Origin of the sequence: Actinacidiphila sp. DG2A-62 (assembly GCF_035825295.1) — a bacterium.
GTDB lineage: Bacteria > Actinomycetota > Actinomycetes > Streptomycetales > Streptomycetaceae > Actinacidiphila.
The window spans coordinates 2,352,393-2,367,147 of record NZ_JAYMGI010000002.1 but is presented as its reverse complement, the minus strand read 5'-3'; the positions used below and the strand labels follow the sequence as shown (position 1 = coordinate 2,367,147).

The following is a 14,755-nucleotide window of genomic DNA, read 5'->3' as shown; positions in this document are numbered from 1 at the left end:
TCGTACGCCGTACGGGCCCGCCGCCGGCGTGGGCGCTCGTACGCCGGTGCGCGTCCGCGCGCCGGGTCGGGCAAGGGTGCTCCCGGTACGGTGGCGATGCGCAGACGTACGGAACGGGGGCCGGTGTGAGGGGCGACAAGGACGGCGCGGGCGGGACGGCGGAGTTCGCGGACGGGACGGGGGGTGTCGCGGGCGGAACGGCGGAGTTCGCGGGCGCGGCCGCGGCGATGGGCGGGAGCGCGGCCGGGGGCGGGGCCGGGAGCGCGGCCGGGGCGCCGGCATCGGCCCCCGCGGCGGAGGAGACGCGCCGCGGGACGTGGTGGCGGTGGCGCGAACCGGTCGACTTCGAGCAGGAGATCGAACGGCTCAAGGCCCCGGACGGCGGCGCGCTGCTGCCGTGGCTGCTGATGGCGATCGGCCCGGCCACCGACATCGGGCAGGGCGACGCTGCGCCGGCCTGGCTCGCGGCGACCGGACTCGCGCTGTTCTGCGTGCTGTACGTCGCCACGGTCCGCGCGGCGTTCGGTGAGCGGCTGCGCTCGGGCCCGGTGCCGGCGCGGCTGCTGGGCGCGCTCGCGGCGACCGCGCTCGCCCTGGCGATCGGCTACGGCGGCGACTTCACACTGCTGTTCGTGCTGGTCTCGCTCTGCGTGGGCAGCGTCTCGCGCGGCAGGCGCACCCTCGGGCTGATGCTGGTGCCGCTGAGCGCGACGGCCGGCCTGATCGCGGGCCTGCACCACGAGGGGTTCTGGAGCACGGCCGGGCTGGCGTACGGGACGTTCCTGTCCGGCCTGGTCGTCTCGGTGATCATCACCCTGTTCCACGCGGTGGCCCGGCTGAAGGAGACGCGGCAGGAGCTGGCGCGGGCCGCGGTGGCGCGGGAGCGGCTGCGGTTCTCCCGCGACCTGCACGATCTGCTCGGGCACACGCTGTCGGTAATCGTGGTGAAGTCCGAGGCGGCGCAGCGGATCGCGCCGCGTGACGTGGACGCGGCGCTCGCGCAGGTCGCCGACATCGAGACGGTCGGCCGCCAGGCGCTCACCGAGATCCGTGAGGCGGTCACCGGCTACCGCGAGGGCAGCCTGGCCACGGAGTTGGCGCGGGCGCGGTCGGCGCTCGCCGCGTCCGACATCGATCTCGTGGTGCGCGCGTCGGGACGGCCGCTGCCGGCGGCGGGGAGGAGCTGTTCGGCTGGGTGCTGCGGGAAGGGGTGACGAACGTGGTGCGGCACAGCGGGGCGAGGCGGGTGGTCGTCGAACTGCGCGTCGCCGAGGACCGCGCGGAGCTGTCGGTCGCGGACGACGGATGCGGCGCGGAGCCGGCCCGCCCGGCCGCGCCGCACGCCCCGGCGGGCGTCGGCACGGACCTCCGGGGACGCGTGGGCACGGGCCTGCGCGGCCTCACCGAGCGCCTCACCGCCGCCGGCGGCACCCTGCGCACCACGTCCTCCCCCGAGGGCTTCACCCTCACCGCGACGCTGCCCCTGCCCTGACACCGGACGCCGGTCGCCGGGTCGCTCGGCGCTCGGCGCGGAGGACGTGGTGGCCGCGAAGTGCTCGGCCGATCAGAGGGCTGACCGGTAGAAGATCTTCCCGTCCTTCGGCTCGACGCCCAGCGCTTTGTAGAAGGCGAGGGCGGCCGGGTTGTCGCTGTCGGCGGTCCATTCGATGCGGGAGCAGCCGGCAGCGGCAGCGGCGTGCCGGAGTTCGGCCATGAGGGCCCGGGCGACGCCGCGACGCCTGGCGCTCTCGCGGACGTACAGCTCCTTGAGGTACAGCGAAGTGTCGGCTCCTGCGGCGGGCCACAGGTAGGAGTACGACGCGAGGCCGAGCACGCTGTCACCGTCGCGGGCCAGGAGGACCGTTGCCGCAGGCCGCTCGCCGAACAGCGCGCGGCGGATCTGCTCGGCGTCCGCCGGGGCCGCATCGCCGCCGTAGTACGCCTCGATCTCGCCGAGCATCACGGACAGCTCTCCGATGTCCGCCTCTGCCGCCTTGCTGATCCGCATCACGTCACCTGCTCCTCACCCCGATGGCAGTGCCAGAACTTCGCGCAGCGCCTTGATCTCCAGCGTTTTCCGAGCCTCGGGCACCTTATCCGCGACATCCCGCGCCCGATAGATGATCAATGCTGTGCGGTGTTGCTCCGGGAGGTTCACGACCGTGGTGAGCGCCTGGTCGGCAGCCGAGGCGGGATCACCGCTGACGGCAGCGCACATGGCTTGGTCCAGGTGGACCAAGGCCCGGTCCATGTGGTCGGAGCGGGGGTACAGGTGGAGCGCGCGGGTCAGCTCCTCGTTCGCGCGGTCGGTGTCCCCAAGGTGGGTCCAAGCGTTGCCGGAGTGAAAGGCGAACTGCGCCTCCGAGTATCCGAACGCGGATTCCGTCCGTTCCGCTTCCGGGAGCCTGTCCAACGCGGTTCTGCCGCCGGCCAGGGCATCGGTGGCCGCGTCGGCGTCGTGGAGCAACGCGTGGGCGCGTGCCTCCAGCGGCGCGGCCAGAGCGGGCCCCACGCAGGGCAGTGCGTCGGCCCAGTGCTGCGCACGCAACGCCAACTCGACCGCGCCGTAGAGATCGCCGCTGTAGTAGAGCTGGTACGCCTCCTGCGCGTACATCCATGACAGGGTGGCGCGGTCCTCCGCGGAGGCGGCTACGGCCCGGCCGGTCCGCCACCAGCTCCTGGACCGCTCGTCGCCGAGCTTGAGCAGCGTCAGGGCCACCAGGCCGGACATGCGTGCAGCAGCGACGGCCAGCCTGCGGCGCACGGGTTCGGACTGCCGCCCGCTCATCAGCAGTCGGAGATCGCCGAAGTCGGCCAACAGCTCAGGGAGAAGCTCGGCTTCCGGCCGATAACGGGTTGCCCGGCCGTGGCGTTCCACCGCCCATTCCACCTCGTCCAGGCCCACGCCCGACAAAGGGCCTGCTACGAGCGACTCTTGAAGGCCGCGTTGGAGCGCGTCAGCCCGTTCGAGCGGGAGGGGCCGGCTTCGGACTCGGCCAGCGCGACCAGCGCGCCTTTCGCGCTGAGCGCACGGTCGATCGCCGCCACGATGTCCGGGCTGGGCTTCCGTCTTCCGTTCTCCAGGTCGGAGACGTAGCTCTTGCTGCAATTCGCCAATTGTGCAACGTCACGCAGGGATCGACCGCCGCGTAAGCGCTTGAGCGCTTGCCCGAACGACTCGGCCATGAGTCCTCCGTTGTCCGCTGTGTCCGCAGCGCAGCGGACACGTGCGGACGCCTCACCACTACACCGGGTCTGTCTCACGAGGAACGCTACCTGTGTCGGGGCTTGCGTAGTACCGCCCTGACGAAACTGCATCAGACCCCCGCGACCGCGTGAACGGCCCGGGGGCGTGGACAACCTGAAAGGGCAGGCTGACATGGGTGAGCGTAACGGGCGCTGTGCGGGGCGGGTGAGGGTCGACTGCGACGCTCGCACGTCGGACGCCGGCGCGGAGCGGGTGGGCGTCGGGAAGGTCGCGCGGTGAACGCCAGGTTGCTGCCGTGGACCGGCGAGGACGGCAAGCCGGCGTACCTGGTGGACGACAGCGGTCGGGCGTCGCTGATCTCGCGAATGGCCGACAACTTGGAGGCCGTGCAACTCGGGATGGGTCAGGAGTTGGTCGGCTACGCGAAGGCGACGCTGGAGAACACCGACGCTCCCGAACGTGAGCTGAGGCACGTGATCACCTGCCTGATCGGCTCGCTGGAGGACGCGTTGCGAATCGCCGCCAGTCGCGGCGACCGGCTGCCGCCGGTGGACGACGAGGAACAGGGCATGTCGGAGCTGGCGCAGGCCGTGGTGAATCGAGAGATCGCCCGGCGCAGCGGCGTCGTCACGGCGACCGTGCACAACGTGAGGACTGGTGGGGCCCGATGACCGAGACCATGGTGACGGCGATCTCCGTACCGCCAACGGCGGTTGGCGGCGGTGGTGACTGGTGCATCGCGACGAGCGACGGGGATGTGGCGGTCCGCGGCTATCTGCCTGGCTGGGCGGAGGAGGACCCGAGTAGGACGGGTGTCGCGCCGCAGTTGCTCGGCAAGCTGCTGGCGGACGTGCACCACCGCCGGGACTTCGGCGGGGAGTCGGCGGTGGTCGCCTTCGCCAGTGACCCGCCGGGGCCGATGGTCGTCTTCGGGGTGACCGTCGACTGCCGGCCGTTCGCCGAGGAGGATCAGTCGCGGGTGCCGGTCGTCGACGTGCAGATCGTGGACGACTTCTGGTTCAGGGACCTCGACCCCGAGGGTGTGAGCGTGGTTGCCGCGCTGCTGCGGGCCCAGGCCGACCGGCTCGAACAGCAGGTGCGTCCCGCGCTGGTCGCCGCCCGCGACGACTGGCAGCGCAACCACCGAACGCACTAGCGGGTACGCCCGCGCCGCATCTCGCCGCGCCCCCGCTCGGACTGATCCAACCCGAGCGGGGGCGCCGCGCTGCGTAGTACGGCAGGCATCGCGGTTGGTCGGTGCCGGATGCCGACACGTCACTTCCTGCCCCGAGGGCAGCGGGACGGTCCGGTGGCGTACGGCCAGGGGGGAGTCAGGGGCGAGGCGGCTTACGGGAAATGTCTCAGCTTCGTATCAGCGGCGACACGCCGGGCCGACCGGGTGATCACGCCGACGGCCGCTTCGTTAGACTCGCCGTGGTCGCGCATCCGGGCACCCGGTGTGACCGAGGCCCGGTGCGGCCTGGTCACGGTACGGGCCGACCCCACTCCCGCGCGCGTTGATACGGCGTACGCCGGTGCGTCGTTGTCCGTTTCCGTCTGCCACCGGTACATCCACGGGGAGAGCACCTCATGTCCGAGAATTCGATGTCGCAGCGCGCGGAGGAAGAGGTCGGCGGGCGCCACCGCGGTGCCGCGGCGCCCACGGAGGAGTCCGAAAACGTCGCGCCCCACGGGCGCCACCGGCGTCCCGAGGAATCCTGAACCGCGCCGGGCGAACAGCCCGGTTTCGTCAGCGCAGATGAGGCGCGGCCGTCGCAACGGCCGCGCCTCATCCGTCTTTTCGCCGAGGGTGTCGCCGGGCTCGCCGCCCGGACCACGGCTCACCGGCGCGTGGGGGCGCCCGCGCGGGCCCGCGACCAGGCGTTCCACAGCCGGGCGTACGGGCCGTCCGCCGCGGCGAGTTGCGTGTGCGTACCGGATTCGGCGACACGTCCCGCGACCAGCACCACGATCCGGTCGGCGTCGACCGCCTGGGTCAGGCGGTGCGCGACGAGGACCGCGGTGCGTCCGCGCAGCGCCCGGTCGGCGGCGCGTTCCAGGGCGCGCGCACCGGCGCTGCCGGCGTCCGCGGTCGCCTCGTCCAGGACCGCGATCGGCGGGTCGGCCAGCACCAGCCGGGCCAGGGCGAGTTCCTGGGCGCGGGCCGCGGTCAGCCGGTGTCCGCCGCGGCCCACGACCGTGTCCGGCCCGTCGGGCAGCGCGGCCACCCAGCCGGCCGCGCCCACATGTTCCAGCGCCTGCCGCACCTCCTCGTCCGTCGCGTCGGGCCTGGCCAGGCGCAGGCCGTCCGCCAGCGGGCCGGCGAACACGTGGGTCTCCTGCGACAGCAGCACGCACCGCTCGCGCACCCCGCGCGGACCGAGGTCGCGGCAGTCCCTACCGCCGAGCCGGACCGTGCCGGTGTCGGGCGCCACGCGTCCGGCGATGAGTTCGGCCAGCGTCGTCTTTCCCGAGCCGGACGGCCCGACGATCGCGACCCGTTCGCCGGGCGCGACCGCGAGGTCGATGCCGTGCAGCACCGGACGGCCGGGCCGGTACGCGTAGCCGAGCCCCTCCACCTGTACGGCCAGGGCGGCGCCCGGCGACGGGCTCGGGGTGACGGTCGCCGCGAACCCGCCGCGCGGCGCGGGCAGTCGCGGCGTGACGTCCCGCCCGGTCGCGGGCGCGCCGCCGACCGGGACGGCACCTTCCGTCGCCGCGACTGCGCGGGACCCGCCGTCCCCCTCGTCCAGGAGCGTCACGCCAACCATGCGGGAGAACGCGGCGCCCGCGGTCTGCGCCTGGTCGAAGGCGGCCAGCACGGTGTTGAACTGGTTGAACAGCCGGTGGAAGTACAGCGCCGCCGCGGAGGCCGCGCCGACGCTCGCCGCGCCGGCGTCGACCAGCCAGTAACCGGTGGCCAACACCGCTGTCATGCCGACGAGTTCGCCGCCGTTGAGCTTGCCGTAGAAGCGGCGTTGCAGGCCGAAGAGGCGGACGGCCAGCAGGCGCGCGGCGTCCGACCGGGCCCGTACCGCTTCCTGGTGCGCGGCCTCGACGCCCAGCGCCCGTACGGTCGAGGCGCCGCTGACCGAGTCCAGCAGCTGTTGGGCGCGGCGGCCCTCGGCGGCGCGCTCCGCGCGGGCGACCGGGACGACGACCCGTGCGTACCAGCGCACCGCGAGCGCCTGGAGCGGTCCGGCCAGCGCGGCGGCGACGGCGAACCGCCAGTCGAGCAGGCCGAGCGCGACGAGCGTCAGGGCGATGGTGAGCGCGGCTTCCAGCAGCGGGGGCAGCACGTCGCTCGCGGCCTCGTTGACCACCTCGACGTCGCCGGTGGCCCGCGCCACCAGGTCGCCGGTGCCCGCGTCGTCCACCTGCCGGGCCGGCGCGGTCAGCGCCCGGCCGAGCACCTGGGCGCGGATCGCCGCCAGCGTCGACTGCGCGACCTGCGCGACCAGTGCGGTGCCCGCGCCGTTGCACGCCGCCTGGCCGACCGCGGCCGCGGCGACCGCGAGGCAGAGCCGGCCGAGCGTGGCGGCGGAGCCGCGGTCGAGCACCAGGTCCACGACGCGGCCGGCGAGCCACGGGACGCTCAGCCCGACCACCGCGGCGGCCAGCAGCAGCGCCCCGGCGGCCCACGCCCGCGCCCGGTACGGCCGCAGAGCCCGCCGAAGCGCCGCCCGCGCCTCCCGCCCACCCGCGAGCGGCAGCCCGACGCCGGGCACCCCGACGCCCGGCAGCCCGACGCCCGCGTCGGCGGCGGATTCGCTGCCCGCGCCCGGTCGGCCCTCGCGCGTCCTCCCGAGCGCCGTGCCCTCGTCCTCGGCGGCCGAGTCCACGTCGCGGTCGGCGGCCGAGACCGCGGGGTCGCGTGGACCGCCCGCGGTGGCCGGCGGGTTCGCGATCGTCTCGTTTCCCCCGGCCGAACTGCCGTCGTCCACAGCCGGGTTCGGGCCGACGGCGGAGGGCGGGGCCTCGGGGGGTCGGGAGTTCCGGGAGGCGTCGCCGTCGGTGATGGGGTCGGTCATCCGGGGCCGCCCTCTCCTCGTCTGCTGGGTCGTGGTCGTCCGCCGGCGTGGGGCCGCGCGGTGGATCTCCGCCGTACGGACGGCGGTCGGCGCTCGGCGGGGCAGCGGTTCCGCACGGGGCGGGGGCCGCCGGCGTCCACCCGGCCGGCGTGCGGGGACGCGCACACCGACGCCGTCCGCGTGGCGCGCCGCGCGCGGCCCCCTCATACGAGCCCTCATGCGAGCCCTCATGCGAGCCCTCATGCGAGCATCGCCGCGCGGTAGCCGTCGTGGGTGTGCAGGAGGCGGTGGTGGGGGCCGGCGCCCTCGACGCCCTCGGGGCCGATGACGACGACGCGGTCGGTGACCGCGAGCAGCGCGGGGCTGCCGGTGACCAGCAGCGTGGTGCGGCCGGCCCGCAGCGCGGCGAGGCGTTCGGCGATGCGGGCCTCGGTGACGGAGTCCACCGCGGTGGTCGGCTCGTGCAGCACCAGGACGGGCGGGTCGGCGGCCAACGCGCGGGCCAGCGCGACCCGTTGGCGCTGACCGCCGGAGAGCAGCGCGCCCGCCTCGCCGACCGGCGAGTCCGCGCCGTCCGGCAGCGAGGCGGCGACCTCGTCGGCCGCGGCGGCGTCCATCGCGGCGGCCACCGCCGCCTCGTCGCGGGCGGCGGCGGTGACGTTGTCCCGCAGGGAGCCGCTGAAGAGCACGCCGTCGTGCTCGGCGACGAGGATCGCGGCGCGTACCGCGGCCGGCTCGACGGCGGTGAGCGGGACGCCGTCCAGCGCGATGCGTCCCTCGGGCGGGTCGGCGCGGCGGCCGAGGTAGTCCAACAGGTCGGCGGTCGCGGGCTCGTCGGCGAGGACCAGGCCGACGAGTTCGCCGGGCGCCACCCGCAGGTCCACCGGGCCGAGACCGCCGATGCGCAGCCCCGTGACGTCGAGCGCGGGGGCCGCCTCCCGGTCGCGGGCCGGGGCGGGGCCGCCGCCGGCGACCAGCGGCGGCGCGTCCAGGACGTCCGCGAGCCGGCGCGCGGAGGCGCGGGCGCGCGCGGCCATCGCAGTGGCGTGGGTGATCACGTTGAACGGCCCGACGAGGAACTGCGTCATGGTGACGGCGGTGACGAACTGCCCGACGGTGATGCTGCCGTGCAGCGCCATGCGGCCGGCGACCAGCGCGACCAGCGCGACGAAGACGCCGGTCACGGCGAGCACGGCGGCGGCGCGCAGGGCGTTCAGCCGGGCGGCGCGGACCGCGGCGTCGCGCGAGGCGTCGCTGGCGCGCCGGTAGCGGGCGGCGGCCACCCGCTCGGCGCCGATGCCGCGCAGCACCCGCAGCCCGGCCATCAGGTCGGCCGCGGTGCCCGCGGCGCGGGCGGCGGCGGCCTGTTCCGCGCCGCTGCGGCGGATCAGCGGCGCGGCCACGGCGCGGCTGACCAGGACGACGGGGACCAGGCCGGCGATGACGAGCAGGCCGAGGGCGACGGAGGTGAGGAAGAGGATCACGGCGGCGGCGACGATCGCGCCCAGCGCGCCGGCGGCGAACCACACCGCCGCGTTCATCATGCTCACGCGGCCGGCGTCGGAGGTGGCGGTGGACAGCAGTTCGCCGGAGGCGCCCGCGCGGCCGGGCAGTCCGCCGGGGGCGAGCACGCGGGCGGTGACGGCGAGCCGCAGGTCGTGCTCGGCGGCCTCGGCGGCGCCCTTGGCCAGCCGTCCGCCGATCCGCATCGAGCCGGACAGGACCAGGAAGAGCAGCGCGAGCCCGACGACGGACCACACCATGGCGTGCCCGCTGCCGGTCCTCACCGCTCGGTCGACGATCAGGCCGATCGCCAACGGGACGGCGGCTTCGGCGGCTTGGTGGACCACGCACAGCGCGCAGGCGAGCAGGAGGGTGCCGCGGCGCTCGGCCAGCGCGCGGCGGACGAGCGCGCGGGCGCGGGCGTCGCGCGTCCGCGAATGGTGCGTCGAGTCGCCCGCCGTCCGGGCGTCGCGCGTCCGCAAACGGTGCGCCGAGTCGCCCGCCGTCCGGGCGTCGCGCCGTGCTCGGGTCAGCGCCCGCATGGGTCCCTCCCTCTCCTCGCGGTGGCGGCGTCCGCTGGCCCTCGCCACCGGGCGGGCTGCGCGGGCGCCGGGCCGGGATGCGCCGGACGCACCCTCTGTACGAACCCCCCGTAGGTTCGGTTAGCCTTGCCTAACTTGCACGGGCTGACCGTACTACGGCCGGGCCCGTCCACGTCACCCCGCCCTGCCCTGATCCGCTCTCACCTGCCCTGATCCGGCCCGCCCCCACGCCGCGCCGCACCCGCTCCCGTCCCCTGCTGCACCCGCCCCCTGCCACGCGCGCCCGAGCGCCCGTGCCCAGCCCCGCCCCAACCCCCCCGCGCCCCTGTTCGTCCAAGATCCCCTGTTCGGAGAGGCCCGCACCGTGACCAGACAGCCGCTTCCTTCCGTTCCTCCCGCCGCCGTTCCCCCCGCCGCTCCCGCCCGCGGCGCCTCGCCCGTCGTCGCCTTCGACCGCGCGCGGCTGGGCCGGCGCGGCTTCCTGCTCGGGGCCGCCGGCGCCGCCCTCGCCCTGACCGGCTGCTCCTCGGACGACGACGGCAAGGGCGGCGCCGAAGACGGTACGAAGAACGCCGAGGGCGGCGCCACCGCCTCCGCGGGAGCCACCGCGAGCACGGACGCCGCCGCCTTCCCGGTCACCGTCGCGGGCAAGGAGGGAACGGTCAAGGTGACATCGGCGCCCAAGCGCGTCGCGGCCTGCGGCTACCTGCGCGACACCGACCTCGCGCTCGCGCTCGGCGCCCCCCTCGTCCTCGCCACCAAGAACGCCGTGTTCCCCAGCGGGTTGGCGCCCTGGCAGAAGCCGACCACCGACCCGGAGCTGGTCGACAGCACCAAGGGACTGCCGTTCGAGAAGATCGCCGCCGCCGCGCCGGACCTGATCCTGGCCGCCGACGACTACCAACTCGCCGACGACTACGCCACGTTGAGCCACCTCGCGCCGACGCTCAGCTACCGCAGGGGAGTCGGCCAGGACAGCTGGCAGGACATGGCCGCCCGGACCGGCCAGGTCCTCGGCAAGCGCGCCCAAGCCGAAGCGCTGGTCGCCCGCGTGCAGGCGAAGATCGCCGCGGTGCACGCCCAGCACCCCGAACTCCAGGGCAAGACCTTCACATTCGGCCCGGTCTCCGGCGGCGAGGCGTTCACCATCAAGAGCCCCACCGACGCGAGCGCGGTGTTCTTCAGCCAGCTCGGCATGACCCTCGCGCCGCAGGTCACCTCGCTGCCGGACTCGGCGACGCCCGGCCGCGCCGCCATCTCCCGGGAGCGGCTGGACCTGTTGGACGCCGACGTGGTCATCCTCACCTTCGCCACCGAGCCGGAGCGCAAAAGCTTCGAGGCGCAGCCGCTGTTCAGGAAGCTGAAGGCGGTGCGGCGCGGCTCGTACCTCGCGCTGGACATGCCGACCGCCATCGCCGTGGCCTTCCCCTCGGTGCTGAGCCTGCCGTACGGGCTGGACGCGGTGGTGCCCAAGCTGGCCGCGGCGGCCGGGCGCGGTGCCTGAGCGGAACGGCGCGTCGCCGGACGCGCAGACCGACCGGCCTCTCGCGCCGGACGCGCAGACCGACCGGCCCCCGGCGCCGGGCAGCCGAGCCGGCACGCGGCCGGACGCGCCGGACGCGCCGGACGCCCCGCACGCGCCGGACGCCCCGCACACGCCGCGCACCCCGGACCCCGCGCGTGACCTCGCCGAGCTGCAGGCCCCGGTGGCCGGCCGGGTCACCGCCGCGGCCGTGCTCCAAGCGCTCACCACCGTGCTGTCGGTCGCCCCGATGGTCGCCGTCGTCGAGATCGGCCGGCGGTTGCTCGACGGCGGCGACGGCCGCGACGCCGGCGTGGGCGGCGACGCCGGCGTCGGCGGCGACGGTCGCTACGACCACGTGTGGGCCATCGCCTGGACCGCCGTGGCGCTGCTGGCCGCGCGCCTGCTGCTCCACCTGCTCGCCGGCGTCCTCAGCCATCTCGTGGACGCCGACCTGGCCGCGGACCTGCGTCGCCGGCTCGCCGACCACCTGGCGGCGCTGCCGCTGAGCTGGTTCGCCGGCGGCGTCTCGGCGAAGGTCAAGACCACCGTGCAGGACGACGTGGGCGCGCTGCACCACGCCGTCGCGCACGCCCGCGGCGACCTCGCCGCCGCCGTGGCGGGACCCGCGGTCGTCTGCGGATACCTGCTGCTGGCGGACTGGCGGCTCGCGCTGCTCACCTTCGCGGTGGTCGCCGCGGCCCAGAACGTGCGGACGCGGATGGCGGCGCGGTCGGCCGAGCCGGTCGGGCGCATCGCCGCCGCCGGACGCGAACTGTCCGCTGCCTCCATCGAGTTGGTACGCGGCATCGACATCGTCAAGGCGTTCGGCGACGGCGGCGCGCCGCGCCGGTTCCAGCGGGCCGCGACCGCCTTCGCGGACGTCAGCGAGGAGGCGCAGCGCGTCTTCGTCACGCAGCGCAGCCTCACCCGGGCGACCGTCGCCCCGCCCACGATCCTGCTGCTGATCACCGGCTGCGGCATCGGCCTGGTCGCGCTCGGCTGGACGCACCCGGTCGACATCGTCGCCTTCACGCTGCTGGGCCTCGGCCTGTTCGAGCTGATCACCCCGGTCTACGCGGCCCGCGGCGTGCGCGCCACCGCCCGCTCGGCCGCACAGCGCGTGGCCGGTCTGCTGCGCGAGCCGCCGCAGACCGCACCGGCCCGGCCGGTCCCGCTGCCGGCCCGCGCCCCCGGCAGGCCGCTGGCCGTCCGGCTGGAAGGGGTCCGCTTCGGCTACCCCGGCGCGACGCCGCAGGACAGCCCGCGCGAGGTGCTGCACGGCCTGGACGCGGAGTTGGCGCCGGGGACGGTCACCGCGCTGGTCGGCCCCTCGGGCGCGGGCAAGTCCACGCTCGGGCTGCTGCTCGCCCGCTTCCACGACGTCACCGCCGGAGCGATCCGGCTGGACGGCGTCGACCTGCGCGACCTGGACCGCGCCGAGTTGTACCGGCACGTCGGCTTCCTCTTCCAGGACGCGACGCTGCTGCGGCGCTCGGTGCGCGACAACATCACGCTGTCGCGGCCCGACGCCGACGACGCGCAGGTGCGGGCCGCGGCGAAAGCCGCCGCGATCCACGACCGGATCACCGCGCTGCCGCGCGGCTACGACTCGGTGGTGGGCGAGGACGCGCGGCTGTCCGGCGGCGAGGCGCAGCGCGTCGCCGTCGCCAGGACGCTGCTGGCCGGCACGCCGGTCGTGGTGCTGGACGAGGCGACGGCCTTCGCCGACCCCGAGTCCGAGGCCGCCGTGCAGCAGGGGCTGGCCGAACTCGTCGGCGACCGCACCCTGTTGGTCATCGCCCACCGGCTGCGCACCATCGCCGCGGCCGACCAGATCCTGGTGCTCGACGACGGCCGGATCACCGAACGCGGGCGGCATGACGACCTGTTGGCCGCCGGCGGACCGTACGCGCGCATGTGGCGCGCCCAGCACGGGAGCAACCCCGCATGACCACCTCGCTGTTGCGCGTCGTCGGCGACGCCGGACGCCCGCTGCTGGTCCGCTTCCTGGTCTCCACCGCGGTCTACGCCGTCAGCGAGGGCGTGGCGTTCGGCCTGCTGGTCCCGCTGCTGACCGCGCTGCTCCAAGGCCGCAGCGGCGACGCGGCATGGTGGCTGCTGCCGCTGGCCGCGGCGGTCGTGGCCGGCTGGTTCGCCCACTACGACAAGGAGGTGCGCGCGCTGCGGCTGTCCTCGGCGTGGCGCCGCGAGCTGTACGGGCGGATCGGCGCGCACGTGGTGCGCCTGCCGCTGGGCTGGTTCGACGAGGCCCGCGGCGCGCGGCTGGAACGCCTGCTGGGCCGCGACGTGCAGACCGTCGCGCAGGTCGCGCACCTGGCGCAGGCGCTGCTCGGCGCGGTGCTCACGCCGGCGACGATCGCGGTGTTCCTGCTCTGCTACGACTGGCGGATCGCGGCGGCCGCACTGGTCGCCGTGCCCGTGGTGCTGCTGGTGTTCGCGCTGTCCGGGCGGCTGACCGACCGCACCGAGGCGGAGTCGGACCGGGCGGCGGCCGAAGCGAGCGCGCGCCTGGTGGAGTTCGCGGGCGCGCAGCCCGTGCTGCGCGCGAGCGGGCGGGCCGACAGCGGCCACCGGGAGCTGGCGCGGGCACTGGACCGCCAGCACCGCTCCGCCCGCCGCCAGGTGCTGGGCGCCGTGCCCGGCCTCAACCTCGGCCAGCTCGCCGTCCAACTCGCCTTCACCGCCGTCCTGGTGGTCGGTCTGCTGCTCGCCACCCACCACGAGGCCGGCCCCGCCCGGGTCGTCGCGCTGCTGGTGCTCGGCGTGCACGTCATCCGGCCGCTGGCCGACGTCGCGGGGGCGGCCGCGGCGCTGCGCGCGACCCGCGCGGCGGTGGCGCGGATCGGCGCGGTGCTGGACACCGAGCCGCTGCCCGAGCCCGCCGCGCCGGCGTCCGTCGCCGGCCGCGCGCCCTCGGTGACGCTGGAGGGCGTCCGCTTCGGCTACCCCGGCGCACCCGGACCGGTGCTCGACGGACTCGACCTGGAGGTGCCGGCCGGCTCGACCACCGCGCTCGTCGGGCCCTCGGGCGCGGGCAAGACCACCGTCACCAAGCTGATCGCGCGGTTCGCCGACGTGGAGGCGGGCGCGGTACGGGTCGGCGGCGTCGACGTCCGCGAGCTGGCCACGGCGGACCTGATGGCGACGGTGGCGCTGGTGTTCCAGGACGTCCGGCTGCTGGACGGCACGATCGAGGAGAACATCCGGCTGGGCCGGCCGGGCGCGTCCGACGCGGAGGTGCGCGAGGCGGCCCGCAGGGCGCGCGTGGACGTCATCGCCGAGCGGCTCCCCGCGGGGCTCGGCAGCCGCGTCGGCGAGGGCGGGTCGCTGCTGTCCGGCGGGGAGCGGCAGCGGGTCGCGATCGCGCGGGCGCTGCTGAAGGACACGCCGGTCGTGCTGCTGGACGAGGCGACGTCCGCGCTGGACGCGGAGAACGAGGCGGCGGTGCACGAGGCGCTGCGCGAGCTGGGGGCGGGCAGGACGCTGCTGGTGATCGCGCACCGGCTGTCCACGATCGCCGCCGCGGACCGGATCGCCGTCCTCGACGGCGGTCGGATCGCGGACCTCGGCTCCCACGAGGCACTCCTCGCGGCCGGCGGCCGTTACGCCGACCTCTGGCGCGCCCACACCGCCGCCCGCGCCTGGCGCCTCCCCCGCACGGACGCCGACCGCTCTGACGCCGGCCGCTGACCTCCTCCCACCCGCCCGGTGGCCGAATCCGCGGGGCGCCGCCCCACCAGCGTCGCGGGCAGCGGCTCCCCCGTGCCGCCGTGTCCGCGGGCGAGCTGTCCGTCCCAGACGGCGATCACCTTGTCGGCGAGGTTCACGAGGATCTCGCTGCCGTCAGCGAGTTCGGGAAGGCCGGGGATGAGTTCAGGCGCAGACCGCTCGGCACAACCGTGCAAGCTTCTGTGGATTCCACATG

Annotated in this window: 12 protein-coding genes; 7 read left to right on the top strand and 5 right to left on the bottom strand. The window is 75.6% G+C overall.

The features are described 5' to 3' along the window. The first annotated feature begins 125 nt into the window (after positions 1-125). A complete protein-coding gene (locus VSR01_RS10345) occupies positions 126-1,214 on the top strand; it encodes a sensor histidine kinase (RefSeq protein WP_326448961.1) in 1,089 nt (362 codons plus the stop codon). Further along, on the top strand, positions 1,196-1,492 hold the full coding sequence (locus VSR01_RS10340; protein ID WP_326448960.1) for a sensor histidine kinase: 297 nt from the start codon (positions 1,196-1,198) through the stop codon (positions 1,490-1,492). The genes VSR01_RS10345 and VSR01_RS10340 overlap by 19 nt, the downstream gene beginning before the upstream one ends. A 72-nt stretch (positions 1,493-1,564) precedes the next feature. On the opposite strand, the gene VSR01_RS10335 is transcribed toward VSR01_RS10340, so the two are convergent. From VSR01_RS10335 to VSR01_RS10325, 3 genes are read right to left on the bottom strand one after another with little or no spacing between them, the layout of a single operon-like run. Beyond that, positions 1,565-2,008, bottom strand: a complete 444-nt coding sequence (locus tag VSR01_RS10335; protein ID WP_326448959.1) for a GNAT family N-acetyltransferase — start codon at positions 2,006-2,008, stop codon at positions 1,565-1,567. A 15-nt stretch (positions 2,009-2,023) separates the two neighbouring features. Then, on the bottom strand, positions 2,024-2,905 hold the full coding sequence (locus VSR01_RS10330) for an XRE family transcriptional regulator (RefSeq protein WP_326448958.1): 882 nt from the start codon (positions 2,903-2,905) through the stop codon (positions 2,024-2,026). Between the two features lie 17 nt (positions 2,906-2,922). Beyond that, positions 2,923-3,186 carry a helix-turn-helix domain-containing protein gene (locus VSR01_RS10325; RefSeq protein WP_326448957.1) on the bottom strand — a complete coding sequence of 88 codons (264 nt, stop codon included), beginning with the start codon at positions 3,184-3,186 and terminating at the stop codon, positions 2,923-2,925. 297 nt (positions 3,187-3,483) lie between these two features. Between VSR01_RS10325 and VSR01_RS10320 the strand changes: the two genes are divergently transcribed. Beyond that, positions 3,484-3,879, top strand: a complete 396-nt coding sequence (locus tag VSR01_RS10320; RefSeq protein WP_326448956.1) for a hypothetical protein — start codon at positions 3,484-3,486, stop codon at positions 3,877-3,879. Next, a complete protein-coding gene (locus tag VSR01_RS10315; RefSeq protein ID WP_326448955.1) occupies positions 3,876-4,364 on the top strand; it encodes a DUF6907 domain-containing protein in 489 nt (162 codons plus the stop codon). Before VSR01_RS10320 ends, VSR01_RS10315 begins: the two co-directional genes overlap by 4 nt. Positions 4,365-5,049: 685 nt before the next feature. On the opposite strand, the gene VSR01_RS10310 is transcribed toward VSR01_RS10315, so the two are convergent. After that, complete coding sequence (locus VSR01_RS10310) at positions 5,050-7,239, bottom strand: ABC transporter ATP-binding protein (RefSeq protein ID WP_326448954.1); 2,190 nt, start codon at positions 7,237-7,239, stop codon at positions 5,050-5,052. Positions 7,240-7,478: 239 nt separating this feature from the next. Continuing rightward, positions 7,479-9,284, bottom strand: coding sequence for an ABC transporter ATP-binding protein (locus tag VSR01_RS10305; RefSeq protein WP_326448953.1), 1,806 nt, complete (start codon positions 9,282-9,284; stop codon positions 7,479-7,481). A 364-nt stretch (positions 9,285-9,648) separates the two neighbouring features. Here VSR01_RS10305 and VSR01_RS10300 point away from each other — a divergent pair, with 364 nt between their 5' ends. Genes VSR01_RS10300 through VSR01_RS10290 form a run of 3 tightly spaced genes read left to right on the top strand, consistent with a single transcriptional unit; the run spans position 9,649 to position 14,520 of the window. Beyond that, positions 9,649-10,788: an iron-siderophore ABC transporter substrate-binding protein gene (locus VSR01_RS10300; protein ID WP_326448952.1), complete on the top strand. Its 1,140-nt coding sequence runs from the start codon at positions 9,649-9,651 to the stop codon at positions 10,786-10,788. Continuing rightward, the gene (locus tag VSR01_RS10295) at positions 10,781-12,760 is read left to right on the top strand and encodes an ABC transporter ATP-binding protein (protein ID WP_326448951.1); all 1,980 of its coding nucleotides are present in this window, start codon (positions 10,781-10,783) and stop codon (positions 12,758-12,760) included. Before VSR01_RS10300 ends, VSR01_RS10295 begins: the two co-directional genes overlap by 8 nt. Beyond that, a complete protein-coding gene (locus VSR01_RS10290; protein WP_326448950.1) occupies positions 12,757-14,520 on the top strand; it encodes an ABC transporter ATP-binding protein in 1,764 nt (587 codons plus the stop codon). The genes VSR01_RS10295 and VSR01_RS10290 overlap by 4 nt, the downstream gene beginning before the upstream one ends. Positions 14,521-14,755: the final 235 nt, after the last annotated feature.